This is a genomic window from Cupriavidus phytohabitans, assembly GCF_017815025.1.
Classification (GTDB): Bacteria; Pseudomonadota; Gammaproteobacteria; order Burkholderiales; family Burkholderiaceae; genus Cupriavidus.
Window position 1 is genome coordinate 1 of sequence record NZ_JAGIQB010000215.1, and the last position, 844, is coordinate 844.

Sequence of the window (844 nt, forward strand, 5' to 3'; positions counted from 1 at the left end):
CTCAGCGGAAAGCTCCACCGCCCTCTACTCCGCGCCTCAAATTCCCCGCCTGTACACCAGTTTCGACTTTAGCTCCTGAAGAAAGTCGATCAGATGTTTGTGCTGAGCATGGCCGCCTACAACCTCGTGCGCATGCGCTCGCTGGGACAAATCCGTCCGCAGTTGCAGTAATCGCGGTATTGAAGCCGAAAATGAGCGTCAAAACGCGGAAAAGTCGATGCAGTGACGCCCAGCTTCCGGATTGTGAAAAATAGCGAACCTACCAGCCTTGAAGGCGAAGACTCATCGTTTGCGCGATGAGTACTTCAGCAACCTGCTAAGGCTCTTCATGAACAGACGGTGCTGGGGCCACGCTTACTGGCTTCGTGACCGAGTGCCTGCAGTTCTCGCGCAAGGCAATGGGAGCCTGCGCAGGCCTCCATGACCAGCGTGCAGCGCGGAAAGTTGCTCATTAAAAGGAGCAACTGCTTGCGCGTCACCTTCTTGCGCCAGAGTTCATGCCCGCCGCGGTCCTGGGCATGCAAGTGAAAGACATGTTTGCCGAGATCAATACCGATCAATGCGACTTCACACATGGCAGTCTCCCTCCGAGAAGTGACGCCTACAGCCTAGGCGATGCATCGGGGGATCGGGCTGACCATTTCATTATGTCCGGTGAGCCTTCAACTTGCTTGGTCAGTTTTCTGGGTGTTCCGTAGGGCGGTGGTGATCCGAGCAGGGCTGTCAGGCAAGCGGAATGGATTTGAATTGCCAGCAGCCAGCCGCATTTCAGTTCTCAGTCCCATTTAGTGGCCACGGCTGCTCCTGTAGGCGTTTCAGCGCTTCCAGCATGTCGTTCTGATCC

General features: G+C 55.9%; 1 pseudogene. It reads right to left on the reverse strand.

From position 1 onward, the window contains the following. Window positions 1-335 precede the first annotated feature (335 nt). Window positions 336-575 (reverse strand): annotated as a pseudogene (locus tag J8I34_RS34210) (IS110 family transposase); the annotation flags it as partial. Window positions 576-844: the final 269 nt, after the last annotated feature.